This is a genomic window from Trinickia symbiotica (assembly GCF_002934455.1).
In the GTDB taxonomy this organism is placed as follows: Bacteria; Pseudomonadota; Gammaproteobacteria; order Burkholderiales; family Burkholderiaceae; genus Trinickia; species Trinickia symbiotica.
Window position 1 is genome coordinate 447,057 of the sequence record NZ_PTIR01000002.1, and the last position, 21,892, is coordinate 468,948.

At 64.4% G+C, this 21,892-nt stretch carries 20 protein-coding genes; 7 read left to right on the plus strand and 13 right to left on the minus strand.

The window, feature by feature from the left end:
• The first annotated feature begins 39 nt into the window (after nt 1-39).
• Both B0G57_RS05800 and B0G57_RS05805 read left to right on the plus strand, forming a co-directional pair.
• Entirely contained in the window at nt 40-1,596 is a 1,557-nt protein-coding gene (locus tag B0G57_RS05800) for a methyl-accepting chemotaxis protein (protein ID WP_018439219.1), read from the plus strand.
• A 106-nt stretch (nt 1,597-1,702) separates the two neighbouring features.
• On the plus strand, nt 1,703-2,764 hold the full coding sequence (locus tag B0G57_RS05805) for a Vgb family protein (RefSeq protein ID WP_018439218.1): 1,062 nt from the start codon (nt 1,703-1,705) through the stop codon (nt 2,762-2,764).
• Between the two features lie 82 nt (nt 2,765-2,846).
• On the opposite strand, the gene B0G57_RS05810 is transcribed toward B0G57_RS05805, so the two are convergent.
• Both B0G57_RS05810 and B0G57_RS05815 read right to left on the minus strand, forming a co-directional pair.
• Nucleotides 2,847-4,292: an NAD-dependent succinate-semialdehyde dehydrogenase gene (locus B0G57_RS05810; protein WP_020566020.1), complete on the minus strand. Its 1,446-nt coding sequence runs from the start codon at nt 4,290-4,292 to the stop codon at nt 2,847-2,849.
• A 248-nt stretch (nt 4,293-4,540) separates the two neighbouring features.
• Entirely contained in the window at nt 4,541-4,741 is a 201-nt protein-coding gene (locus B0G57_RS05815; protein WP_018439216.1) for a hypothetical protein, read from the minus strand.
• Between the two features lie 187 nt (nt 4,742-4,928).
• Between B0G57_RS05815 and B0G57_RS05820 the strand changes: the two genes are divergently transcribed.
• The 4 genes from B0G57_RS05820 (at nt 4,929) to B0G57_RS05835 (ending at nt 9,598) form a co-directional block, all read left to right on the plus strand.
• Nucleotides 4,929-6,140 carry a DUF2252 domain-containing protein gene (locus tag B0G57_RS05820; RefSeq protein WP_018439215.1) on the plus strand — a complete coding sequence of 404 codons (1,212 nt, stop codon included), beginning with the start codon at nt 4,929-4,931 and terminating at the stop codon, nt 6,138-6,140.
• 107 nt (nt 6,141-6,247) lie between these two features.
• Entirely contained in the window at nt 6,248-6,709 is a 462-nt protein-coding gene (locus B0G57_RS05825; protein ID WP_018439214.1) for a (2Fe-2S)-binding protein, read from the plus strand.
• A gap of 6 nt (nt 6,710-6,715) precedes the next feature.
• A complete protein-coding gene (locus B0G57_RS05830) occupies nt 6,716-8,941 on the plus strand; it encodes a xanthine dehydrogenase family protein molybdopterin-binding subunit (RefSeq protein ID WP_018439213.1) in 2,226 nt (741 codons plus the stop codon).
• A 189-nt stretch (nt 8,942-9,130) separates the two neighbouring features.
• Complete coding sequence (locus B0G57_RS05835; protein WP_018439212.1) at nt 9,131-9,598, plus strand: hypothetical protein; 468 nt, start codon at nt 9,131-9,133, stop codon at nt 9,596-9,598.
• Between the two features lie 81 nt (nt 9,599-9,679).
• Here the strand turns inward: B0G57_RS05835 and B0G57_RS05840 are convergent, their stop codons facing one another.
• Complete coding sequence (locus B0G57_RS05840) at nt 9,680-10,936, minus strand: DUF445 domain-containing protein (protein ID WP_018439211.1); 1,257 nt, start codon at nt 10,934-10,936, stop codon at nt 9,680-9,682.
• Between the two features lie 133 nt (nt 10,937-11,069).
• On the opposite strand from B0G57_RS05840, the gene B0G57_RS05845 reads away from it, so the two are divergent.
• Nucleotides 11,070-14,195: a cation-translocating P-type ATPase gene (locus B0G57_RS05845; protein WP_018439210.1), complete on the plus strand. Its 3,126-nt coding sequence runs from the start codon at nt 11,070-11,072 to the stop codon at nt 14,193-14,195.
• 20 nt (nt 14,196-14,215) lie between these two features.
• Here B0G57_RS05845 and B0G57_RS05850 read toward each other — a convergent pair whose 3' ends face one another.
• From B0G57_RS05850 to B0G57_RS05895, 10 genes are all read right to left on the minus strand, one after another.
• The gene (locus B0G57_RS05850) at nt 14,216-14,626 is read right to left on the minus strand and encodes an HMA2 domain-containing protein (RefSeq protein WP_018439209.1); all 411 of its coding nucleotides are present in this window, start codon (nt 14,624-14,626) and stop codon (nt 14,216-14,218) included.
• A 140-nt stretch (nt 14,627-14,766) separates the two neighbouring features.
• Nucleotides 14,767-15,330 (minus strand): hypothetical protein, encoded by a 564-nt coding sequence (locus B0G57_RS05855; protein ID WP_018439208.1) that lies wholly within the window; start codon nt 15,328-15,330, stop codon nt 14,767-14,769.
• The gene (locus B0G57_RS05860) at nt 15,320-15,670 is read right to left on the minus strand and encodes a DUF5132 domain-containing protein (RefSeq protein ID WP_018439207.1); all 351 of its coding nucleotides are present in this window, start codon (nt 15,668-15,670) and stop codon (nt 15,320-15,322) included. The genes B0G57_RS05855 and B0G57_RS05860 overlap by 11 nt, the downstream gene beginning before the upstream one ends.
• Nucleotides 15,671-15,752: 82 nt before the next feature.
• A complete protein-coding gene (locus B0G57_RS05865; protein WP_102606726.1) occupies nt 15,753-16,322 on the minus strand; it encodes an HMA2 domain-containing protein in 570 nt (189 codons plus the stop codon).
• 90 nt (nt 16,323-16,412) lie between these two features.
• The gene (locus tag B0G57_RS05870; protein ID WP_018439205.1) at nt 16,413-17,087 is read right to left on the minus strand and encodes an OmpA/MotB family protein; all 675 of its coding nucleotides are present in this window, start codon (nt 17,085-17,087) and stop codon (nt 16,413-16,415) included.
• Nucleotides 17,088-17,149: 62 nt separating this feature from the next.
• Nucleotides 17,150-17,914 carry a flagellar motor protein gene (locus B0G57_RS05875; protein ID WP_018439204.1) on the minus strand — a complete coding sequence of 255 codons (765 nt, stop codon included), beginning with the start codon at nt 17,912-17,914 and terminating at the stop codon, nt 17,150-17,152.
• A 37-nt stretch (nt 17,915-17,951) separates the two neighbouring features.
• Nucleotides 17,952-19,178, minus strand: a complete 1,227-nt coding sequence (locus tag B0G57_RS05880; protein ID WP_018439203.1) for a Crp/Fnr family transcriptional regulator — start codon at nt 19,176-19,178, stop codon at nt 17,952-17,954.
• A gap of 168 nt (nt 19,179-19,346) precedes the next feature.
• Nucleotides 19,347-19,958: a cupin domain-containing protein gene (locus tag B0G57_RS05885; protein ID WP_026229394.1), complete on the minus strand. Its 612-nt coding sequence runs from the start codon at nt 19,956-19,958 to the stop codon at nt 19,347-19,349.
• Between the two features lie 93 nt (nt 19,959-20,051).
• Nucleotides 20,052-20,318, minus strand: a complete 267-nt coding sequence (locus B0G57_RS05890) for a DUF4148 domain-containing protein (RefSeq protein ID WP_026229393.1) — start codon at nt 20,316-20,318, stop codon at nt 20,052-20,054.
• Nucleotides 20,319-20,445: 127 nt separating this feature from the next.
• Complete coding sequence (locus B0G57_RS05895) at nt 20,446-21,807, minus strand: nicotinate phosphoribosyltransferase (protein WP_018439199.1); 1,362 nt, start codon at nt 21,805-21,807, stop codon at nt 20,446-20,448.
• Between the last annotated feature and the right edge of the window lie 85 nt (nt 21,808-21,892).

Genomic DNA, 21,892 nt, shown 5'->3' on the forward strand with positions numbered 1-21,892 from the left:
CAACCGCGGCATGTTTGCCGCATCACGACAGGGGGAAAAGTGGACCGTCTGAGTCTGAACGCGAAGTTGTGGTTGGCCTTGCTGGTGACATGGCTGGGTTTGCTGTTGTTCGGAGGCTGGGCGGCCATACAAACGCGCGACACGATGCTCGCGGAGCGCAAAGCCGCGATTCGGAACGTCGTCGAGGCGGCGCACGGCATCGTCGCGCAATACGCGCAGATGGCGGAGCGGCACGAGCTGGCCGAAGCCGATGCACAGCAGCAGGCGATGGCGCGTCTTTCCGCGATGCGCTTTCCCGGCAATGGATACATGATCATCACGACCGCGAAACCCGTCGTGATCATGCACCCCGTGCTCGCCGATCTGCGCAACAAGGATGTGAGCCACTACGCGGACAGCGAAGGCAAGCTGCTTTTCGTCGATCTCGTCAAAGTCGGACAGGCCAGCGGTCAAGGATTCGTCCAATACATGGGCCGTGTGGCAGGCAAGACCGAGCGCATGCCGAAGCTCGCTTTCGTGAAGCGGTTCGAGCCGTGGGACTGGTATCTGATTTCGGGCCTTTACATCGACGACATCGACGCGGCTTTCACGGGCGACCTCATTCGCTACCTGATCGCCATCGTCGTGATCGGCAGCTTGGCTTCTCTGGCACTCGTGGTGATCATTCGCAACGTCAAGCGCAGTCTCGGCGGCGAGCCGGCCTATGCGGCGACGGTCGCCCAGACGATCGCCGAAGGTGACCTGACGCACAAGGTCGCGATCGCATCGGACGACGGCAGCATGCTGTCCGCCATGCAGCGCATGCAGCAGAGGCTGGCCGATGCCATTCGTCGCATTCGAGGCAGCACCGAGACGATAACCGACGCGGCGCGGCAGATCGCGGCCGGCAATCTCGACCTGTCGGCGCGCACGGAGCAGCAGGCGTCGTCGCTCGGTGAAACGGCCGCTAGCGTGGAGCAGCTGACGGCGACCGTGAAGCAGAACGCCGACAACGCGCGACAGGCTAATCAAATGGCGGCCGAGACCTCGCGGATCGCTGGCGAGGGCGGTGAAGCCGTGCAGCAAGTCGTCTCGACGATGCAAACGATCGCCGACAGTTCGAGCCGCGTCGTCGACATCATTTCCGTCATCGAGGGCATCGCGTTCCAGACGAACATCCTGGCGCTCAACGCGGCCGTCGAGGCAGCCCGCGCGGGCGAGCAAGGACGCGGCTTCGCCGTCGTAGCGGGCGAAGTGCGCAATCTCGCGCAGCGCAGCTCGGAAGCGGCGAAGGAGATCAAGTCGCTCATCGAGGACTCGGTCGGCCGCGTCGAAAACGGCAGGACGCTCGTCGAGGCAGCCGGCGCGAAGATGCAATCCCTGGTTCAATCCGTACGGCGCGTGACGGACATCATCAGCGAGATCTCGGCCGCCTCCGAGGAGCAGAGCCGCGGCATCGAGCAGGTCAACATCGCGATCGCGCAGATGGATCAGACGACGCAACAAAACGCGGCGATGGTCGAAGAAGCCGCCGCCGCGGCACAATCGATGGAAGAGCAGGCCCGTCTGCTCTCGGAAGTCGTGGGCGTATTCCGTGTGGCGGGGGCGCCGGCTTAGCGCCTCATACGGTTCTCGTTAAGAACAAGGCGCGTGGCGCTTCCCCTATCGGTGACAGAATATCGAGCGTCGAACGTCACCGATTCGAACGAGATGGGAGGCGCAGATGAGGAAGATCGCCAACGAAAGAGTTGCCGGAGCATCAGGCAACGATCTCGCAGCCGGGCTCAAGCAATTTTTTGCGCCAGGACTGGCCGGCATGGCGCTGGCGCTGGCGCTCGCACTCGGCTCCGCGTTCGCGCAAGCGCCGGCATTCGATAGTTTTGCCGTTGCGCCCGGTAGCGCGCCTCACGATGTCGCGCCGGACCCAGCCGCGGGCGGTGCCGTCTGGTTCACCGAGCAAGCGCAGGGCGCGGTGGGCCGGCTCGATCCGCGCACGGGGAAGATCGAGAAGGTTCCGCTCGGTGAGGGATCGGCACCGCATGGGGTGATCGTCGGTCCCGATCGAGCCGCCTGGGTGACCGACGGCGGCGCGAACGCGATCGTGCGCATCGACGCCGAGACGCTCGCCGTCAAGCGTTTTCCATTGCCGAAAGGCCGGCCGGAGGCCAATCTCAACACCGCCGTATTCGACAAGCAGGGCCATCTCTGGTTCACGGGGCAAAGCGGCCTCTACGGCGAGCTCGATCCGAAGACGGGAAGCATGCACGTCTTCGACGCGCCGCGAGGCCCAGGGCCCTATGGGATCTGCGTGACCCCCGACGGCAGTCTCTATTTCGCCTCACTGGCCGGCAGCTATCTGGGCCGCATCGATCCGAAGACGGGCGCGACGGAGGTGATCGAACCGCCCACGCCCAATCAAGGCGCGCGCCGCGTCTGGTCCGATTCGAAAGGGCGCGTCTGGATCAGCGAATGGAACGCCGGGAAAGTCGGCATGTACGATCCGGCCACGCGTGGATGGCGCGAATGGCGATTGCCTGGCGACAATCCGCACGATTACGCCATCTTCGTGGACGATCAGGATATCGTCTGGCTCAGTGAGTGGATCGCCAATGCACTCGTGCGCTTCGATCCGCGCACCGAACGGTTCGCCGTGTTCGCGCTGCCTCGCGCGCACGCGAACGTACGTCAGATGGCCGGCCGCCCGGGCGAGGTCTGGCTCTCGGAATCGGGCACGGATCACCTGCTGCGCTACCGGTCCGGGAAAACCGGCTCGCGCGGCAATTGATTCGCCTGCCCGCACGGCCGCGAGGGCCCATCGCTGACGATGAGCCTGTTCGCGCCGTCCGTTGTTGCCGTCGTTGTTACTTTTAGACCGCTGTCACCGTGACCGACTTCGTGACGAGATACGGCTCGAGCGACTCAGGACCGCCTTCTGAGCCATAACCGGAATCCTTCACGCCGCCGAACGGCATTTCGGGCCACGGCGTGGCCGGCTGATTGATCCAGAGCATGCCGACCTCGAGCCGCTGCGTGAGCAGATGGACGTTGCTGAACGAGCGCGTGAACGCGTAGCCCGCAAGGCCGTACGGTAGCCGGTTGGCCTCGTTGATGGCCTCGTCGAGCGAGTCGAAGCCGCGTACCGCCGCAATCGGGCCGAACGGTTCGTTGTTGAAGACATCGGCATCGAGCGGGACGTCGGTCAGGACTGTCGGCGCAAAGAAGTTGCCCTCGCTGCCGATGCGCTCGCCGCCCGTCGCAATGGTTGCACCCTTCTCCCGCGCGTCGGACAGCACGCTGGCCATCGCGCTCAGCCGGCGCGCATTGGCAAGCGGCCCGAGCGTCGTGCCTGCGGTAAGGCCATCGCCGACCTTGATGCTCTGCGCCTGCTTCACGAGCGCTTGCTGGAACGCCTCGCGAATGCTGTTGTGGACGAGAAAGCGAGTCGGCGAGATACAAACCTGACCGGCATTGCGGAATTTCGCGCCGCCCGAGATTCGCGCCGCGAGCTCGACGTCGGCATCTTCGGCAACGATCACGGGCGCGTGGCCGCCGAGCTCCATCGTCACGCGCTTCATGTGCTGACCGGCGAGCGCCGCGAGCTGCTTGCCGACGGGCGTCGAGCCCGTGAACGTGACCTTGCGGATGGCCGGGTGCGGAATCAGGTAGCCCGAGATCTCGGCCGGATTGCCGTACACAAGCCCGATCACCCCCGCCGGCACGCCTGCATCCGCGAACGCGCGCAACAGTTGCGCCGGCGAAGCGGGCGTCTCTTCAGGCGCCTTCACGATGAACGAGCAGCCGGTCGTGAGCGCCGCGCAGAGCTTGCGCACGACCTGGTTGACCGGAAAATTCCACGGCGTGAATGCCGCGACGGGGCCGACCGGCTCCTTGACGACGAGCTGCTGAACGGCAAGGCTGCGCGACGGCACGACGCGCCCATAGACGCGACGTCCTTCGTCCGCAAACCATTCGATGATGTCCGCCGCCGCCAATACTTCGATGCGGGATTCGGCGAGCGGCTTGCCCTGCTCCAGCGTCATCAACCGCGCGATCGTCTGGCCGCGCTCGCGCAGCAGCGTGGCGGCTTTGCGCATCGTGGCCGCGCGCTCGTGCGCGGGCACCTTGCGCCAGATCTCGAAACCGCGCTGGGCAGCCGACACAGCTTGCTCGAGATCCGCAATGCCGGCGTGCGCGACCGTCCCGATCACCTTGCCCGTGGCCGGATTGACCACGTCGATGGTCTTGCCGCTCGCGGCGTCGCACCACTCGCCGTTGATGAGCAACTGCGTGTCCACGTACCCTTCGATTGCCATGCTGATCTCCTGTTTTCTGCCCGGAAAGACGTCCTACCGGAATCCTCTGCGCGCTCGCTCATTGGATGGTCGAGCTGCAAGGCGGCGGGAAAACCATAACTTTCGCAGAATTTGCGGTTTTCAGCAGAGCAACAGACAGAAGGCGACCGAAACGCCAGATGCTTTCAGTTTGCCAACAACAGCGTCACCCAGTACGCTCGGGACAGCGGATGCGCGCAGCGGTCGAGTCGAGCGTGGAGCGCTTGACTTCAATCGACGGCGACAGTCCCCAGCAGATCGAGCAGCGCGCACAACCGTTGGCGCTCGAGCATCGATATGCTCGGAAGTTCCAGCAGGCTGTCGATTTGCGAGACCCAGTATTCGCGGCGAATCAGGCGCGGACGCGTGATCAACACGTTCACGGCCTTCTCCAGTTGTCCCACATCGGCTTTCAGCATATTCACATGCATCTCCTTCGCGACAACGTATCATCGCCATCGCCTCATGTCGGCGAGCAAACCCCATTGCCCCAGGCGGTGCGCGGTCAAACGTTTGCGCCCGGCTGCTTGGCTTCCATGACAGTTCGATGACTACTGCCTATAACGACGACGGCCCAAAGAATCTTGATTGGGGAAAACACTTACATGGAGATCCGTCATGCCGGATGTCACGACCGAAATCGCGCGATTCAACGCAGGCCGCGATCACGAACGCCTCGCCATGAAGTATCGGCTCATGCGGGCCTCCGCTTTCGCGTTTCTGCGAGGCACCTGTCATCTTTTCTATGCGCGCGTGCGCGGTCTGCATGACGGAGGCGTGCTTGCGCAAGGGCCGTCGATTTGGGCCTGCGGCGACATGCACTTGCAGAACTTCGGCAGCTACAAGGGCGACAACGGGCTCGTCTATTTCGATATCAACGACTTCGACGAAGCGTGCCTCGCCCCTTGCCTTTATGAATTCATCCGCTTGCTTACGAGCGTGCTCGTCGCCGCGGAGGATCTGCGCATCAGCCGCGCCGAGGCGCTCGCCTTGTGCCACGTGGCCGTCGAATCGTATGGCACGGCCCTGGGCCTCGGCAAAGCGCGCTGGATCGAGCACGAGCTGGCCGAGGGCATGGTGCGCGAGCTTTTCGATTCGCTGGGTAAGCGCACGAGAGTCGATCTTCTGAATCGACGCACCGAGTCGAACGGCAAAAAGCGCGTCCTCAAGATCGACGGCAAGAAGGCACTGGCGATCGACGACGAAAGACGAGCTGCGGTGATGGCCTTCATGAGCGATTTCGCGAGCGGCCAGGACAATCCCGGTTTCTACCGGCCGCTCGACGTGGCGCGGCGGATCGCGGGAACGGGCAGCCTCGGCGTCGATCGGTATGTGATCCTCGTCGAAGGGAAAGGCTCGCCCGACGGCAACTACCTGCTCGATCTCAAGCAAGCGTTGCCGTCGTCGCTCGCCCCCAACCTCACGGTGGCGCAACCGCATTGGGATAGCGAAGCGCACCGCGTGGTGGAAGTGCAAGCGCGCGCTCAAGCCGTACCGCAAGCGCTTTTGCACGCGGTAACGTTCGAGAAGCGCCCATACGTGCTGCGCAGCCTGCAGCCCTCGGAAGACCGCGTCGACCTGGGCGCTTGGGACGGCAAGTTGCCGCGACTCGAATCGGTCGTCGACAACATGGCGCAGCTCTCGGCATGGGCGCAATTGCGCAGCGGCGGCCGCCAAGGGTCCGCGATCGCCGACGAACTGATCGCGTTCGGCGCGCGAAAAGATTGGCGGCTTCCGTTGATCGATCTTGCCGTCAAATGCGCCGAGCAGGTCGTCGGCGATTGGCGCGAGTACTGCGAAGGCTACGATCGCGGCGCGTTCAAGAACTGACTCGTCGCATCCAAAAGAATTAGGCAAGAAATCCGGAGGATTCGATAAGCGAAGGATGTGCAGTTTCATGCACACTCCCACATCGTCGCAGACCTCCGGAGCCGTCAATGTCCACCTCGTTCGTTCTCAACGGCAAGTCCACGACCCTCGATGCCGATCCCGACATGCCGTTGCTGTGGGCCATCCGCGAAGTCGCGGGGCTCCACGGAACCAAGTTCGGCTGCGGGATGGCGCAATGCGGCGCCTGCACCGTTCATCTCGAGGGCCAGGCCATACGTTCCTGCGTGACGCCGCTCTCAGCCGTCGCCGGCCGCCACATCACCACGATCGAAGGCCTGCAAGGAAAGCCCGCGAAGGCCGTGCAAGCCGCGTGGGTCAAGCTTCAGGTTCCCCAGTGCGGTTATTGCCAATCCGGTCAGATCATGTCGGCCGCGGCGCTGCTCGAACACAATCCGGCGCCCACCGATGCCGACATCGATGCCGCGATGAGCGGGAACATCTGCCGATGCGCGACCTATGCGCGCATTCGCGCCGCCATTCATGAAGCCGCTCAAGAGATCAAGGGGTAACGACTCATGACGACCGATATCGCTGAAGTATCGCGGCCGGCACGGCGCGAGTTTCTCAAGGGCGTCGGCAGCGCGGCGGCGCTCGCGCTCACCATCGGGTTCGAATGGGGCGTCTCGGCGCCGCGCGCGCTCGCCGCGACGTCCGCATCGGGCGGCCCAGGCGGCCCGGCGGGCGGCACCTTCATGCCTAACGCATTCCTGCGCATCGGCACGGACAATCGCGTGACCGTCATCGCGAAGCACGTCGAGCTGGGTCAGGGAGCCTATACGGGCATCGCGACGATCGTCGCCGAGGAGCTCGACGCCGACTGGTCGCAGATCGGCGTCGAAAGCGCGCCGGCCGACGCAACGCGCTACGCGAACCTCGCATTCGGCAAGATCCAGGGCACGGGCGGAAGCTCGGCGATGTCGAACTCGTGGATGCAGCTTCGCGAAGCAGGCGCCAAGGCGCGCGCCATGCTGATCGCGGCGGCGGCGCAACAATGGAACGTGCCCGCGACGGAGCTTCGCGCCGAACGCGGCACCGTCCATCATTCGGCAAGCGGCAAGCAGACGACTTACGGCTCGCTGGTCCCCGTCGCGGCAAAACTTCCCGTACCTGAGACCGTCGCGCTCAAAGACCCGAAGACATTCAAGCTCGTCGGCGCGAAACCGCTGCCGCGCGTGGACGTCCCCCCGAAGACGAACGGCACCGCGCAATTCACGATCGACGTTGCATTGCCCGGCATGCTCGTCGCCGTCATGCAGCGCCCGCCGCTCTTCGGCGGCACGGTGAAGTCGTTCGACGCGTCGGCGGCGAAGGCGGTGCCCGGCGTCGTCGACGTCGTGCAGGTTCCGCGCGGCGTCGCCGTCGTCGCGAAAAGCTTTTGGGCCGCGAAGAAAGGACGCGACGCGCTCAAGATCGAATGGGACGATAGCCGCGCCGAAAAGCGCAGCTCGACCGATATCATGGCCGAGTACCGCCGCCTTGCCGACAAGCCTGGCCTTCCCGCTCGCGTAGTCGGCGACGCGCCGAAGGCGATCGCCGGTGCCGCGCGAAAAGTTTCGGCCTCCTATGAATTCCCCTATCTCGCCCATGCTCCGATGGAGCCGCTCGACGCCGTCGTCAAGCTCACGGCCGACAGCTGCGAGATATGGGCGGGCGATCAGTTCCAGACCGTCGATCAGGGCAATGCCGCGCGCGTCGCGGGCCTTCAGCCGGAGCAAGTTCGGATTCATACGCTCTATGCGGGCGGCAGCTTTGGACGGCGCGCCAACGCGGAATCGGACTACATCGTCGAAGCGGTGTCGATCGCCAAGGCACTCGGCGCCAATGGCACGCCGGTCAAGCTGCAATGGACGCGCGAAGACGACATTCACGGCGGCCGCTATCGCCCGATGTATTTCCACAAGCTCGAGGCCGGCCTCTCCGCCGACGGCCAGTTGACCGGCTGGCGGCACGTGATCGTCGGGCAGTCGATCCTCGCGGGCACGCCGTTCGAGGCGGTGATGGTCAAGAACGGCGTCGATGCGACCTCGGTCGAAGGCGCGGCGAACATCGCCTATGCAATTCCCAACATCGCCGTCGAGCTCTCGACGACGCAATCGGCCGTACCTGTGCTCTGGTGGCGCGTCGTCGGCAGTTCGCACACGGCCTTCGCCGTCGAGGCGTTCATCGATGAAGTCGCTCATTCCGCGGGCCAGGACCCCTACATATTCCGGCGCAATTTGCTCGCGCACGAGCCGCGCATGCAAGCGGTGCTCGATCTCGCCGCCGAGCGAGCCGGCTGGAGCAATACGCCGCTACCGCCGGGCAAGGGCCGTGGCATCGCTGTCGCCGAAGCCTTCCATTCGTTCGTCGCGCAGGTGGCCGAAGTCACCGTCGACAAGGACGGCAAGGTCAAGGTCGACCGTGTCGTCTGCGCCGTCGATTGCGGCACGCCGATCAACCCGGACATCATCGCGGCGCAGATGGAAGGCGGCATCGGCTTCGGGCTCGGCGCGGCGCTCTCGAGCGCGATCACGCTCAAGGATGGCCACGTTGAACAAAACAACTTCGACGGCTATCAAGTCTTGCGCATTGACGCCATGCCCAAAGTCGAGGTCCATATCGTGCCCTCGAACGAAGCGCCCACGGGCGTCGGCGAGCCGGGCGTGGCGCCGATCGGGCCCGCCGTCGCGAATGCCATCTTCGCCGCGACGGGCAAGCGCGTCCATGTCTTGCCATTCGCCGCCGCCAACGTCCAAGCGTGAGAAACAATCTCAACGCGAGGGCTCAGCCATAGCGAGGAACAATTGTTGCGGCGACCTACATTGCTCTATCGTAGTAGCAGGGCGGCGTTGCGACGCCCGGGGGCGTGACTGCGCTCGCGCGATGAAGCGGGGGGGCCGCCGCGCCTCTCGCCCTGCTCAAATGATTTCCTTGCAGTTGAGGAGGCTCAAATGGCAACAAGTCGAGATGAAAAGGAGAAGGCGACCGGCGCTGAAAACACGCAGGCAACGCAGGGAGCTGACCAATCGCCCTCGGGCGACGGCAAAGGCCGTGGCGCGAGATATGGACTGCGCGGCCCCGCCCGGGTCGCTTCAGAAGAATTCGGTGGCCCGATCATCGGGTTCGTCTGCGACACCGTGACGGGGACACTACGTATGACCGGCACCGTTGCAAACGACGCAGTGGAAATCGTGCGCGACGTGTTGACCGGCGCGGTGCACGCGACCGAGGAGGTCGGCACGGAAACGCTCGGCGCTGTCGGAACGCTCGGCAATGGGGTCGTCACGACCGCACGCGAGATTCTCGTGGGCGGCGTCGGCGGTGTCCGGGAGATACTCGGGTCCGCGGTACCGCTGCGTGGATCGGCGCGGGAGGAAGGCGTCGGTACGCGCGAGCGCGAGTCGGCGGGTAAAGCCTAAGTACTGGCTGGCGCGGTCGATTGCGCTTCGCCTGGGTGGGTGGCCGTGGTTCACGAGAGCGGCGGCGCCCCCCTCGGAAAATCAGAAAAGCGTTCCAAGCGCGTGCAGCACCAGACCCACCATGCCCCCGATCAACGTTCCGTTGACTCGGACGAATTGCAGATCGCGCCCCACCTCCACTTCGAGTTTTTCCGTCACGGTCGCGGTATCCCAACGCCGCACCGTGTCGGCAATCAGTCGCGCGAGCTCGTGCCGCTGAGCGGGCATCATATCGAGGATCGCCTCTCGCGCCCGCTCGTTCATCCGCGAGCGTAATGCTTCATCGCGCAACGCTTCGCGCGTCCATTGCGTAATGAGCGTCTGCAGTCGCGCCTTCACGACCGAATCGGGTGCCTGCGCGTCCATGCGCGTTTGTTCGACGAGCTCGCTCCAAAGGCTGCCGACCCAAGCTGCGAACGCAGGATGCTCGAGCAACTGCTCGCGCCATGCCTCGCATTTCGCCAGATAGGCCGGCGACGCGGCGAGCCCGGCGATCAGCTCATGCGCGAACTCGCCGAAGCGGCGCCGCCATGGATGATCGCGATTGTCGCGCACGTCGGTCATCGCTTCGTCGATGACGCGAATGACCGCGTCGGCGACCTTATCGTCGAGCGCGATGCGCTGCCATATCCATCCAGTGCCTTCGCGCACGCGGCGGCGGATCAGGTCGTGGTTCTCGTGAAAGAGCAACGCCAGCTCTTCGAGCGCAGGCGTAATGAGCGCATCGTAGTCGATGGTTCGCGCCACTTGCGTGAGCACGCCGCCCACGAGCGGCGCAAGCTCGATCTCGCGGATGCGTGCCGCGAGCGCGCTGCGCGTGAATTGCTCGACATCCTCGGTGCCGACACTGGCCAACAAGTCCGGCATCAGCCCAGCCAGATAGTCGGCGATCTGCCCCGTCTGCTCGGGCTTGCCGATCCATCGCACGAATGCGCCCGAAAGATCGACGTCGGCAAGCTTCGCCGCGATGTCTTCCTGCGATAGAAAATTCTGCTCGAAGAAATTGCCAAGGTTCTCGCCGATACGGTCTTTGTTGCGCGGGATGATCGCCGTATGCGGCAACGGCAGACGCAGCGGGTGCCGAAACAAGGCCGTGACGGCGAACCAATCCGCGATGCCGCCGGCCATGCCCGCCTCGGCGAACGCGCGGACGAAACCGAGCACAGGATATGCTCGCTCGAAAAACGCCGAAACGGCGAAGAGCGCGATCATCGCAATCAGCAGCCCTGTCGCGGCCGCTTTCATACGCCGCAGGTCGCGCGCTTTGTCGGGTCGTTGCTGTCGTTTGTCTCGTTTCATTTGCGGTCGATCGCGAGAACCTCGTGGACTGGCCGTCATTCTAGGCGACCCTTGGGGCTATCCCTAAACGGCTGGCATTCGCATCAGATTGACCTATGCTTGGTCTCTCAACCGCTGACGACGAAGAACACTCATGAACGGGCGTTCCGATGCGGCTCTCGCCACCGCGCTTACGCGCGCGCCGGGCGAGCCTGCCGCGATGCCTGATGCAGCGAACGCGGCCGTCGTCTTGCACTCGGCCGTGCCAGGGCGCGCAAGATTGCATGTACCGCGACTCTACCGCGACGAAGCGGCGTGCAACGCCTTTGCGCAGAGTTTGACTGCCCGCGGCCCCGTCCGCCGTGTCGAAGCCAGCTCGCTGACGGGAAACGCGCTGATATGGTTCGATCCGGCGATCCCGGTGGCCGAGATCGCCGCGCTGGCCGGCGAGCCGCCAAACGGTTTCACTCCGAATCATTCGCCACCGTCTGCCAGCGCAAGTGAAAGCGCAACGGCACGCGTTCTTCATCCTCCGTTTGCCGCGCGCGAACAGGACCGCAAAGAGCGTGCGCGCACAAGTGCCGGTCAGCTCGGCCAGGCCGCGCGGCCGTGGCACGTGCTCGATGCGAAGGAAGTGTTGCTCGCGCTCGGCTCGTCGAGGCTTCGCGGTCTGTCCGAGCACGCAGCGCGGCGGCGGCGGCTCGCGAACGGGCCGAATCGCCTGCAGCGGCCGCAGCGTCGCTCGCCGCTCGCCATGTTCGTGTCGCAATTCAAGAGCTTGCCTGTTGCGCTCCTGGCGAGTTCGGCCGTCGTCTCGATCGCCACCGGGGGGCTCGCCGATGCCTTGCTGATCACCGGAGTCGTGATCGTGAATGCGGTGATCGGCTATGCGACCGAGGCGCAGACCGAACGTGCGATCGACGCGCTCAGCGAGGACACGGAACGGCATGCGCTCGTGCTGCGCAACGGGGCCTTGCGCCGGATCGACGCCAGCGATCTCGTGGTCGGCGACATACTCGTGCTGTCGGGCGGTGCCTACGTGCCCGCGGATGCACGCGTGATCGAAGCCCGGCAACTGTCCGCCGACGAGTCCGCGCTGACAGGCGAAAGCGTGGCGGCAAATAAGTCGTCGAATCGCACCGATAGCGAGGACGTCGCGCTCGCGGATCGGACCTGCATGGTCTATATGGGCACGACGATCGTCACGGGCAACGGCCTCGCCGTAGTCGTCGCCATCGGACGCGCCACCGAGATCGGTCTCATTCAAACGCTCGTCGGCACCACGCGCCCGCCGGCCACGCCGATGCAGCGGCAGATGGAACGCCTCGGGAATCAGACGGTGCGAATCGCGGCCGCGATCTGCGGCCTGGTCTTCGTGCTGGGCCTGCTGCGCGGGCGGGGCTTGCTCGAGATGTTCAAGGCGTCGGTATCGCTCGCCGTCGCCGCGGTGCCCGAAGGACTCCCGACCGTCGCGACGACGACGCTCGCTCTCGGCATCCGCCGCATGCGCCGGCAAAACGTGCTCGTGCGCCGGCTCGACGCCGTCGAAACGCTCGGTGCCGTCCATACCGTCTGCTTCGACAAGACCGGCACACTGACGGTCAACCGCATGCGCGTGCTCGCCATGCATGCGAACGGCGAGCGCAGCGCCGTGATGGACGGTCTCCTGTATTCGCCGCAAGGTCGAATCGATCTCTTCGCGCGCGAGGACGTGCTGAGGCTCATGCACGTCGCCGTGCTCTGCAATGAAGTGCAGTTGCGAGGCACGGCGCCGCGCTATCGTCTCGACGGTTCCTCGACCGAAATCGCGCTCGTCGAGCTGGCGCTCGCCGCCGGCATCGACGTCAATGCCGTGCGCATGCGTCATCCGCAGCTGAAGATCGCGTATCGCGCCGAAGATCGAAACTACATGTGCACGCTGCATCGGCATGCGGAATCGGGAGGGCATATCCTCGCCGTCAAAGGCAATCCGGTCGAGGTGCTTGCGCTTTGCGACGAGCAGATGAAAGACGGTCAACGCCTTCCACTGGACGACGAAAATCGCCGCCGCATTACCGAGGCGAACGTCGAGATGGGCGGCAGCGGGCTGCGTTTGCTCGGGTTCGCCTATGCGTCAGGCGACGAAACGCTGGGCGTGGATTCGCGCGGCCTTTGCTGGCTCGGCATGCTGGGACTCGCCGACCCGATCCGCGAGGGAGCGAAGGAGCTGATCGCCCTCTTCGAAAGAGCCGGCATCAAGACCGTCATCATCACCGGCGACCAGAGCGTCACGGCGCAGGCGATCGGCAAGACGCTCGGCATCGGAACCAACGGCGGCGCGATCGTCGTTGACTCGACGCAGATCAACGGCATCGACGAAGCCGCCTTCGCCGAGCTTGCCGCGGACGCCGACATTTTCGCGCGTGCGAGCGCCGCGCAAAAGCTCAGTATCGTGCGCAGGCTGCAACGCCAGAACCAGGTCATTGCAATGGTCGGTGACGGGGTCAACGATGGTCCCGCGCTCAAAGCCGCGGACATCAGCGTGGCGATGGGGCGTCACAGCACGGATCTGGCACGCGAAGTGGCGGACGTCGTCCTGGAAGACGACGATCTCCAAACGCTGACGATCGCGATGAGTCAGGGTCGCACCATTTACAACAACATCCGCAAATCGGTGCACTTTCTCGTCTCGACGAACATGAGCGAAATCATCGTGACGCTGTCGGCTTTCGGCCTCGGTATCGGCCAGCCGCTCACGCCGATGCAGCTGCTCTGGATCAATCTTCTGAGCGACGTCTTCCCTGCCCTCGCGCTCGCCGTGGAGCCTCCCGAACCCGACGTGCTGCAAAGACCGCCGCGCGATCCCGGTGAAGCGATCGTGCAGCGCGCGGACATGCTCCGGTACGGCAAGGAAGCGCTCGCGATCAGCGGCGGGGCGCTCGCGAGTCATGCCTTCGCGGCGATGCGTCACGGTGTGGGCGCGGCGGCTGGGACCGTTTCGTTCATGACGCTCACGCTCGCTCAGCTCTTGCATGCGTATAGCTGCCGTTCGTCGACGCGCGGCGCGCTCAGCATCGTCAAGCGGCCACGCAACCGGCAACTCGATCTCGCGATCGGCGGCTCGGTGGCGCTGCAACTGCTTGCCAGTGTGACTCCGGGGTTGAATGGAATGCTCGGACTGTCGCGCATCGATGTGCTCGATGCGCTGGCCATCGCCGCCGGTGCGACGGCGCCCTATCTGCTGAACGAATCGACGAAGCCGGCGCTGGCCGTGCGCAACGGGCCGCGCGAGCCGCGTTGAGCGTTTCTTTTTGGATTACGTTAGATCAATGCCGCGACGAGCGCGATCGCGCAGCGCTCGACCAGCGCTTCGATCGTCTTGTCGACGAGCGCATCCGCGAGCGACCGGGAAGGCATTGCCCGTGCAATACCGCCCATCTGCGGCATCGTCGCCGCCGGGGCAGTCACATAGGGAATCGCTCGCGCTTCGAGCAAGCCGCACGCCTTGAGTTCGGCGAAGATCCGCTCGGCGCTGACGAACTGGGGGTCGAAACGCACGACGAGGCTGCCGGTAAGCGAGTTACCGATCGCGCTGCGCACTCCATCGAGCACGCACAGCTGCTGCGCGGCAAGGCGCGCGCGCGCGTCGTTCCGTTTGATCGCCGAAAGCTTCAGTCGAAGCCGGCCGGGCACGTGATGAACGTGATCCGCGAAATACTCTGACTCTGCCATCCTTGCAAGCGCCCCGTTACACATCCATGCCGATAGCTCGGCGTCATGCGTTATTGCAACGCGTCGATGTGACGGCTTGATTAAAGCGCGCTGATTTTCGCGGAAGGCATGCGATTTTTTCGCCCCGGGCGACGCAAGCTTTATCGCCGATTGGGATCCGCGTCGTCGCCCGCTGCTGGCGGTACGGGTACGGGCGGCAGGGGCGCAGGAGAATCAGTACGCGCGCGAGGACGAGCACGCCACGCGTCATAGGCGTACCAGAACAGCGTGACGGCGGGGGCCATGATCTGCCCCCTGACCGTTTGCAGCGTACCGAGGCCGGCAAGCGTGGCACTGAGTCTGCGCGCCTGCGCTCGCTCGCGCTCCTCGTGAGACTCGCCGGGTTTGCGGCGGGCGATCGCCGGCTCGCGGCGCATCACCGCATGGGCGCGCGCAGGCGCGCTTTCCTCCGACGAGACGCGCGGGGGCCGAAGCGAGAACAACCCATGCCGATCCGCATAGGTCGCAATCGCGTCGACTGTCGTCGTATGCCGGATCAGTATGCTGCCCGTCAGCGGACTCGCATGCACATCCGTCACGCCGTCGCATTGCGCGAGACGCCGCGACAGGTCAGAAAAGTACGCGGCGTCGCGACGCCGCGAGCGCAGTTTGATGCGCAGCCTCCCCGCAATCCGATGCGTGAGCTGCGCTTCGTCAAGAGGCACCGGGATGATCCTGTGAAGAAGAAGATGTGGCCGCTTCGCCGCCGTTCGCCCCGTGCGCCGCACCCGCCGCGGACATTCCTTCGACGATTGCGCCTTCGCGCGGATGCTCGAGTTCGGCGCGCGCCTCGGCCACGAGGTCTTCGAACACCTCGGCCATTTCCGCGGCGGCCTCTCTGCCTTTGTCGAAAAGAATGACGCCTGTCTTGATCACCGATTTCGCAAGCGGCTTCGAGACGGCGGCAACGACGGGCAATACGACCGGTGCAAGCACTACTGCACCGACGCCAACCGCGAGCCCCGCCAAGAGGTTGCCCCTGAAGAAGTCGTCCAGTCCGGCCATGACGCGCCCTCCGCAAAGAAATCCATTATAGACGTGCGGTTTCGCGCTGCCGGTGGGTGATCCACCGATTGCGAAATCACATTCAGCGACGGCTAGCGAAATCGGGCGCGGGATGAGGCGCCGGCCCGCGTTCGGGATGCAGCTTCACGAAAGTATCGAATGCGAGCCACAGAAAGACCCAGCCGGGCACGGTTTCGATCATGAGCCCGCGCCTCGCGATGGACCACGCGCCGGCGGCCACGAGCGCGAGCGGCAGCACGAGCCGCAAATTCATTGGCATGCCGATCGCGCGGCGCACATAGGCATCGAGATCGTCGATCGCTTCTGTGAAGCCCGGATGGCGGCCAGACTCCAGTCCGGCCTCGTCGACGGCCGGCGGATGCAGCGTGGACTCGACTACGACGTCGAGGTCCTCTAAGAACTGAAAGATCCCCTTCCCGTCGACTTTCGCATGATCGTAGGGAATCGTCATGCTGCCGGTCGCCGCATTGACGACGACATCGCCGATGCCGTGCTTCGACTCGAGGTATTGCTCGATGCGCTCGAGCTGCGCCTTGCTGCGCGATCGATGGTCGAACTTGACGCGCAGGCGGCCGCGCACCTGGCTGGCCACCCGCGCGTGGGAATGCGGCTTCTCGCTCGAAGGTTTCATTTGGCTGTCTGACTCGCCCGAAGGAAGAAGAACAACCGAACGCCGCGAGAAGCGTGCCAGCCTGGGGCTATCTACAGCAACTGCCAGCCCCTAATACTGCGCGACAATCGTCACGCGTCGGTTCGCGGCGCGCGCCACGGCATCGTCGCCAAGCGCGAGCGGATCGTTGTCGGCCCGCCCGATTGCGGCAAGGCGGCCCGGCTCGATCCCCCGCTCGACGAGGAAGCGCACGACGGCCCCCGCTCGCGCAGCCGAAAGCTCCCAGTTCGAGGCATATTGAGCCGTCGCGATCGGCGCGCTGTCGGTATGGCCTTCGACGAGGATGCTCCTCGGCGAGCCTTTCTTCAATACCTCAGCGACGCGCGTGAGATCGTCGAGGCCGTCGGGCAACAGTCGCGCCTCGCCGGAATTGAAAAGAACCCTCGCATTGATCGCGATTTCGATCCCCTGCGGCGTCTCCTTCACGGTCACTTCGCGCCGGTCGACGAGCGGCGCGAGCAGCGCGACGAGCCGAGCCCTGCGTGCAAGATCGGGCTGCGCGACGGATGGCGCCACGGCCACGGGCACCGCCTGAGCGGCCGCGGCTTTCATTTCGGACTCCTTCGTTTTCGCGAGCTGCAGAATGTACATTGCGAGGAAGAAGACCATCAAGGTCGTGACGAGATCGGCATAGGAAAGAAGCCAGCGCTCGGAGCGGGCTTCGTCCTCATGCTCCTGATCGCGCGGCGAAGTGCCGGGCGGCTTGCTGATCGATGAAAATTCCATGTCCTCGGACGCTCCGTTCGACTGCCGAATCGAAAGGGACCGGCAGACGCTGCACCTGTAAGTCAGCCGAGCAATTCAGCCGATCGTTCGCGGATATCTCCGGCGAGACGGGTTTCGATCGTTTGCGGCGATTCCTTGCGCGATATGGCGAGCAAGCCGTCGAAATAGAGCCTTCGGAAGCGCAGCTCCGAATCGACCTGCGCCTTGATCTTGCCGTAGAGCGGCAAGAAGATGAGATTAGCGAGACCGAGACCATAGAGCGTCGCCGTAAACGCCGCGGCAATGCCGCGTCCGAGCGAAGCGGGCTCGAGGATATGACCCGTCACGTGAATGAGGCCGAGGACGGCGCCGAGGATACCGAACGTCGGCGCGTAGCCGCCGGCCTGCTGCCAGATCTTCGCCGCGGCCATGCGATTGCGCTCGTAAGCGTCGAGCTCCCTGCGCAATGCATCTTCGAGCACCGGCGTCGGCACGCCGTTCGCCAGCAAGTCGAGGCCGCGTTTGGCGAAAGCGTCGATGCCGTTCGAATCGATCGATTCGAACGCGAGCAGACCGTTGACCTTGGCCTGATCGCCCCATTCGAGCAGCAACGCAAGATTCGCGCGATCGACCTGCTTCGGCTTCGAGAACGCGAGCGCGAGTTGCTTCACGCCATCAAAAAAACGCGCCCAGGTGTTCTGTATCATCACCGCGCCAAGTGTGCCGCCGAGCACGACGACGAGCGCCTCGGCCTGCAGCAGCGACGTGAAGTCGCCGCCTTCGAGCCAGAAGCCGGTGGCGATTGCGGCGGTACCGAAAATGGCACCGAATAACGTAAGCAGATCCATAGCCGATCTATTCCAGTTTGGTGAGGCTGTCGTGCAATCAGGCCGCGCCGGCCGTCGGGGCCGATTTGAGCGCCTTCACCGTTTCGAGGAAGCGCACCTCGATGTCGCCCACCTCGACGGGGTCGATCTTGATGTCGCGACGCATGACCCACGCAATTTCGTTCCTGCGCGTTTCCGTCATCACGGCCAACAGGCGGTCCACGACCGATTGGTCCGTCATCGAGGCGAAGAGCTTCGCGAGATCGTAGGTATCGGTCTGGCTGATGGCTTCGAAGAGCGTGCGCTGATCGACGTACGCCAGGTCCTCGAGCGACTTCACCTCGGTCACCCTGCGCGGATTGCGGCGCGAGAAGTAGGCGACGCCCTTCTCCTCGACGTAGTTGAGCACCTTGGTCTTGCGGAACGCGAACACGTCCTCCGCGATCTCGGCGTGCGAGAGCTTGTTGAGGATCACGGATTTGTCGACGCCGATCAGCGCCTCGAGATCCGTCAGATCGATCAGCTCGAGCTCGCTGTTGATCGCGATATCGAGATCCTCGTCGGCCACCTGTTGCGCACGCTCCGTGATCCGCGCCGGGTCGAATGTGACGAGCTGGCGTGCCGCGGCGCCGTCGTTCGCCGCATAGCGCGCGGCGTTGCTGCTGAAGTGCTCCGTGGTGCCCGACTGCAGCGTGATGAGATTGAGCTTTTCCATCCGCTTCAACATCGTCATGACGTGTGGGCGCGAATGCCCCGCGATGGCCCGGCATTTCTTGATGACGTCGACGAGCGGCACCGAGACTTCGTCGGACTGGCCGCGACGCGCCCAGCCATCTCCCGAGTCGGCGTTTTCCGATCCTGCCATCAACGAAAGGACATGCGCGTACGAGAGCACGCCCGGCAGGAAATCGGCATGCGTATAGGTCGCGAGCAGATCGTCGCGCTTTCGCAGTCGGCGGATCGTCGAGCGCACGATATGCCGCAACAGCGGCGAGGCGCGCTCGAGCTCCTGCTCGACCATTCCCGCCTGGATGACCGTCAGTTGGCAGAACGTCAACGCCTTCGCCGTATGCGCTTTCGGTTCGGGCGGCAGCAACGCGGCTTCGCCGAAAAACTCGCCCTTGCCGAGGGTGGCGAGCACGACCTTCTTGTCGTCGCAATTGGTCGAGATCTCGACCTTGCCGTCCGCGATCACATAGATGACCGGCTCTCCGGCGTAACCTTCGGAATAGATGACCTCACCCGGCGCGGCCGCCCGCGACCACGAAGTGCGTTGTTGGCTCACTGTCGATCCCCTGTCAAGCTTGGATGTTGTGCTTTCCCCGTATGGACCGGATAACGGCAGCTTGTCAGGAAATCTTTATCGATGTTTTCCCGTAACGAACCTCATGCCTCGGTAACAATGACCTATCTCTCGACGACCGGCGGAAGCTCGACGGCTCGTCGCGACTCGCTAAGGGGTCTTCCACAACCGGGTCAACGGACCGCCCGCACCCGTCAACGGGTCGCTTTCCGGAAAGTCGACGGCAAGCATCGCCTCGTGCTCTGCCTCGCTCAACGCCTCGCGACTGATGGCGGTGTCCTGATTGGGTGGATAGGCGCCGACCACGAGAAAATCGGAGCTCGCCTCGATCCTGCAGTGCGCTGTGCCCGCGGGCAGAACGACGACGTCGCCCGCCTCGACTTCGACTTCGCGCCCGACCGGCGGCGGGCCACCGAGAATGACACGCGCCCTGCCACGCGCGAAACCGAGCACTTCGTGCGTCGACGGGTGGAAATGATGGAAATCGTAGACACCGTCTCGCCAGTGCGGCGGCCAACCGTTCTGACTGAAGAGCTGCTCGAAGCGCGCAGCGGGATCCGAGCCGATGATGGGCACCGCGCGTCGATACACGAGCACGGGCAAACGCGGGTTGTTCGGAATCCAATCGTTCGAGGGCAACTGAAAGGCGTCAGGCTGCGGAAGCGCGGCGGTCGAATCGGTCGCCCCGAGCGTGGCGAATGCCGATAGCAATCCGCGAAGTCCGGGCCCTACGTTGAAGCATCGTTGTTCCTGCTTAGTCATCGAGGTTCTCCTTGAGCGACATCATCGATCAAGCAAACCTCGTGCGAGCGCCAGCCGTTCTTGACCGGCGCCCTCCTCACCGAGACGAACGCCTTACTGACCTCCCCCATAAAGCGCGTTCAAGCGATCCAACGTCCCGTCTTTTTGCGCGCGGAGCAGCTCTTGATACACCTCGGCCCGCGTCTTGCCCATGGGAGCACCGCTCTCCATGCCAGCAGCCGGTTGCGCGCCCACGGCGTTCTGCGTCATCACCGTGGCGTCGTTCGATGTCGTGCTTGGCGTGTCTTCGTTTCCTGCCGCCATTGCCTGCGTGGTACAAACCGCGAATGCGGCAATTGAAATTACCGTCAGCGTCTTCATGGACTTTCTCCAGCGAGATACGGGCGAGGCCCGGCACGGATCGCTCAATGCGGTGCGCGCCGGTTGCGAGTGACGCTCGTGCTCGATGCAGGAACGCCACGCCGGAGGTACCGGGAGACACGACGGTTTATTCCTGGTTTTTCGTTGATGCGGGAGCGCTAGCATCCAGACGCTGCGCCAGATGCTTTAACGCATCGGATACCGCAACGGGATACGGATCGGCAGGCTCCAGGCTTTGCAACGCAAGTGGCAGCGCCATCAATTGGCGGCGCGCGTGGTCGCGGCTGGCCGCGAGGTTCGGCTGGCCTTTGCGGCGCGCACCCGCCACCATGACCGGCTCCAGCAGCGCAATGCCGTCTCGCCTTTCGTCCGCGAGCGCGAGGCAATCGCGAGTCATCACACCGTGCCGGTCCACCTGCCGAAAGACGGCCTTGCGCGCCGGCCAGGTCGCCTTGCCCTCGGAACGCTTGCGCCGCGGCTGGTGCGCATATTCGACGAGCTTGTAGGCAAAATCCAGGTAAGGAGCATCGGCGGAGGTATTCATGCGCGTGCCCACGCCGAAGCCGTCGATCGGAGCATGGGCCGCGACGAGATCGCGCACACGGTATTCGTCCAGATTGCCGCTCGCGAAAATCGTGACGTACGGCAATCCGCCCTCGTCGAGGATGCGCCGCACGCGGCGCGCATGCTCGCCCAGATCGCCGCTATCGATCCGGACCGCCTTGATCGCGATGCCGTATCGCGCGACGCGGCGAGCGAGGTCGACTATCTTGCGCGCGGCCGCTTCGGTATCGTACGTATCGATCAGCAACGTGGTATTGGCCGGCTGAGAATGAGCGAAGTCCTCGAAGGCCTGAGTTTCGTTCGCGTGCGCCTGCACATACGAGTGCGCCATCGTGCCGTGGACCGATATTCCGAAGCGCACGCCGGCGGCAAGCGTCGCCGTTCCCGTGAAGCCCGCGAGATAGCTTGCACGCGCGGAAAGCAGCGCGGCCTCCGAGCCGTGCGCACGGCGCAGCCCAAAGTCGATGAGCTGCGCATCGGGCGCCGCGAGTACGATACGCGCGGCTTTGCTCGCCACGACCGTCTGATAGTGGATCAGGTTCATCACGCGGCTTTCGACGAGCTGGGCCTCGCGCATGGGGGCCGTGATCCGCAAAACGGGCTCGTCCGGAAAGAAGACGGTGCCTTCGCGGATCGCATCGACGTCTCCGGTGAAGTGCAGCGTCCCGAGCGAACGGAGGAACCCCGGCTTGAACCGGCCGGTTCGAGCAAGGAGCGCGAGGTCGTCTTCCGTGAACCGCAGTTTCTCGAGGTAGTCGAGCACCTGCTCGAGCCCCGCCGCCATGAGGAAGTTGCGCTGAGGCGGCAACGATCTGACGAATAACTCGAAGCTCGCCGAGTCGTTCATGCCGCCGTCGAAGTACGCCTGCAGCATCGTCAATTCGTACAGATCGGTAAGAAGCGGGCTATCGAGCGATACCTTCATGGTGGCGTCCCCCCAACGGCGTCCGTGCCGGCGGCAGGCGCAACGCGTCGAGATCCCTGTGGAAGGTGCTCGCACTTTTTGCGCC

What these genes read in the sequence shown, in the direction of transcription:
- B0G57_RS05835 (WP_018439212.1), top strand. Translation starts at nt 9,131, where the DNA reads ATGGCAACAAGTCGAGATGAAAAGGAGAAGGCGACCGGCGCTGAAAAC.
- B0G57_RS05810 (WP_020566020.1), bottom strand. Translation starts at nt 4,292, where the DNA reads ATGGCAATCGAAGGGTACGTGGACACGCAGTTGCTCATCAACGGCGAG.
- B0G57_RS05875 (WP_018439204.1), bottom strand. Translation starts at nt 17,914, where the DNA reads ATGGATCTGCTTACGTTATTCGGTGCCATTTTCGGTACCGCCGCAATC.
- B0G57_RS05830 (WP_018439213.1), top strand. Translation starts at nt 6,716, where the DNA reads ATGACGACCGATATCGCTGAAGTATCGCGGCCGGCACGGCGCGAGTTT.
- B0G57_RS05820 (WP_018439215.1), top strand. Translation starts at nt 4,929, where the DNA reads ATGCCGGATGTCACGACCGAAATCGCGCGATTCAACGCAGGCCGCGAT.
- B0G57_RS05825 (WP_018439214.1), top strand. Translation starts at nt 6,248, where the DNA reads ATGTCCACCTCGTTCGTTCTCAACGGCAAGTCCACGACCCTCGATGCC.
- B0G57_RS05815 (WP_018439216.1), bottom strand. Translation starts at nt 4,741, where the DNA reads ATGCATGTGAATATGCTGAAAGCCGATGTGGGACAACTGGAGAAGGCC.
- B0G57_RS05870 (WP_018439205.1), bottom strand. Translation starts at nt 17,087, where the DNA reads ATGGAATTTTCATCGATCAGCAAGCCGCCCGGCACTTCGCCGCGCGAT.
- B0G57_RS05850 (WP_018439209.1), bottom strand. Translation starts at nt 14,626, where the DNA reads ATGGCAGAGTCAGAGTATTTCGCGGATCACGTTCATCACGTGCCCGGC.
- B0G57_RS05865 (WP_102606726.1), bottom strand. Translation starts at nt 16,322, where the DNA reads ATGAAACCTTCGAGCGAGAAGCCGCATTCCCACGCGCGGGTGGCCAGC.
- B0G57_RS05895 (WP_018439199.1), bottom strand. Translation starts at nt 21,807, where the DNA reads ATGAAGGTATCGCTCGATAGCCCGCTTCTTACCGATCTGTACGAATTG.
- B0G57_RS05890 (WP_026229393.1), bottom strand. Translation starts at nt 20,318, where the DNA reads ATGAAGACGCTGACGGTAATTTCAATTGCCGCATTCGCGGTTTGTACC.
- B0G57_RS05860 (WP_018439207.1), bottom strand. Translation starts at nt 15,670, where the DNA reads ATGGCCGGACTGGACGACTTCTTCAGGGGCAACCTCTTGGCGGGGCTC.
- B0G57_RS05845 (WP_018439210.1), top strand. Translation starts at nt 11,070, where the DNA reads ATGAACGGGCGTTCCGATGCGGCTCTCGCCACCGCGCTTACGCGCGCG.
- B0G57_RS05805 (WP_018439218.1), top strand. Translation starts at nt 1,703, where the DNA reads ATGAGGAAGATCGCCAACGAAAGAGTTGCCGGAGCATCAGGCAACGAT.
- B0G57_RS05840 (WP_018439211.1), bottom strand. Translation starts at nt 10,936, where the DNA reads ATGAAACGAGACAAACGACAGCAACGACCCGACAAAGCGCGCGACCTG.
- B0G57_RS05885 (WP_026229394.1), bottom strand. Translation starts at nt 19,958, where the DNA reads ATGACTAAGCAGGAACAACGATGCTTCAACGTAGGGCCCGGACTTCGC.